This is a genomic window from Actinotalea sp. C106, assembly GCF_023630195.1.
GTDB lineage: Bacteria > Actinomycetota > Actinomycetes > Actinomycetales > Cellulomonadaceae > Actinotalea.
On record NZ_JALPKN010000412.1, the window covers coordinates 1 to 2,094 of the forward strand.

A 2,094-nucleotide genomic window follows, 5' to 3' on the forward strand; every position below is an offset into this window, starting at 1 on the left:
CCTCGTCGCAGGCCGGGCCCCGTGCCCACGCCGCCGGGTGGGCACGCGCTGCGCATCGACCCCCTCGGCTCGCGGCGCGCGAGCCCCCGCGGTCTCCCGGTGGTCGAGGAGACCTCGGCCGGCGGCCTGGTCATCGAGCACGCCCGCGGGCTGCCCCATGCCGCGGTGATCGCCCGCCGCAACCGCGCGGGTCGCCTGGAGTGGTGCCTGCCCAAGGGGCACCTCGAGGGCCCCGAGACCCCCGAGGAGGCGGCTGTCCGGGAGATCGCCGAGGAGACCGGCATCCACGGTGAGGTGGTCCAGGCCCTCGGGACGATCGACTACTGGTTCACCGGGGACGACCGGCGCGTGCACAAGGTGGTGCACCACTTCCTGCTCGACGCGCACGGCGGGGAGCTCACGGTCGAGGGAGACCCCGACGGCGAGGCCGAGGATGTCGCCTGGATCGCGATCGTGGACCTGCCCGACCGGCTGGCCTACCCCAACGAGCGCCGACTGGCCATCGCCGCCTCCGCGGTGCTCACACGTCGCGCATGAGAGCACCTGCGGGTCGCTCCCGCCGGGCTGCCGTCCTGGCAGGCCTCGCGCTGACCACGGCCCTGACCCTGGGGCCCCTGGCCGCCGTCGCCCTGCTCACGGCCCCGCCCTCGGCCGCCGGCACCCCGGGCACCGCGAGCACCCTCCCGGCCACGGTCGAGGAGGACGGCCTCCCGATCTCGGTGACCGTCGACGCGGTCACCCCCCAGGTCCTCACGCCCGGCGAGGACCTCCGCCTGCGCGTCACCCTGGACAACCTCGGTGACGCCGCGGTCGTCGAGCCCCGCGTCCTGGTGCACCTCGACCCCCGCTCCTTCATCTCCCGCAGCTCTCTGGACCGCTGGCGCACGGCCGGCCCCGAGGACTCCCTGGGCACGGTCGTGCTGCAGGTGGACCTCGAGGAGCCGCTGGGGGCCGGGGCGAGCACCTCGCAGACCGTCACGGTCCCCGCCGCGTCCCTCGGCCTGAGAACGAGTCCGACGGCGTGGGGGGCCCGGGGCGTTGCGGTCCAGGTCGTCGACGTCGACGACGCGGCGAGGCGCACCCAGGGCGTGGCCCGCACGTTCGCCCTGTGGTTCCCCCTGGAGGAGGTGACGGCGACCCGGGTGAGCGTGCTGGTCCCCGTCGTCGGCCCGGCACCGGACCAGAGCGAGGAGGGGTGGACGGCCGAGCTCGACGAGCTCACCGGCCCGGAGGGGCGTCTCACCGCCATGCTCGAGGCCACCGGCGAGCACCGGCACGTGACCTGGGCCGTCGACCCCTGGCTGGTGGACGCGGCCTCGGGGGCACTGAGCGGCACGGGGGCCGAGGAGCCGACCCCGGGCGAGGAGGAGGGCACCGCCGACCCTGACCAGGACGGCTCGACCAGCACCGCCGCGCCCGAGGACCCCGAGGACCCCGAGGACCCTGCGGCCGAGGGTACGGAGAGCGGCGACGGCGAGCCCGCGGACCCCGACGACCCGGACGCGGGCGACGAGGGGGGTGGCGACGTCCCCTCGACGACCGCCGAGGCCTGGGCCGCGACCCTCGTCGAGGACACCACCAACCGTGACGTGCAACTGCTGCCCTACACGGACCTCGACCTCGCGGCCCTCGCGCACACCCAGGACGAGGACCTCCTGGACATGGGCGTCGCGCGCTCTCAGATCCGCGCGGTCGACGGCCCGCTGCCCGACGGCGCGGCGCTCTCCTTGGCCTGGCCCCTCGAGGAGGCCCCTGACCTCGCGACCGCCGCCCTGGTCGCGGACCGTGGGGCCCTCGTCGTCGGCCCCGGGACGCTGCCCTCCCCGGCGGTCCTGACCTACACCCCCACGGGCCGGACCACGGTCACGACCGCGAACGGCGACGCGGCGGTGCTCGTCCCCGACGAGCGCCTGTCCACGGCCCTGCGGACCGGTGGCGCGGCGATGCCCCTGCCTACCGCGGACCCTGCGAGCACCGAGGGCGGAGCCGAGGCCGGTGCCCTGGACGTCAGCCCCGCCGAGGGCCACGAGGGCGCCGCGCTCTCCCCGGCCGAGGCCGCGCAGGACCTCCTCGCCGAGCTTGCGGTCATCACCC

The 2,094-nt window shown here is 76.4% G+C and carries 2 protein-coding genes; both read left to right on the forward strand.

The window, feature by feature from the left end:
- Positions 1-21: 21 nt before the first annotated feature.
- A complete protein-coding gene (locus L0B03_RS17020) occupies positions 22-537 on the forward strand; it encodes an NUDIX hydrolase (protein ID WP_250448082.1) in 516 nt (171 codons plus the stop codon).
- A partial coding sequence (locus L0B03_RS17025; protein WP_250448079.1) for a DUF6049 family protein occupies positions 534-2,094 on the forward strand: 1,561 nt, incomplete at its 3' end. The genes L0B03_RS17020 and L0B03_RS17025, both read left to right, overlap by 4 nt.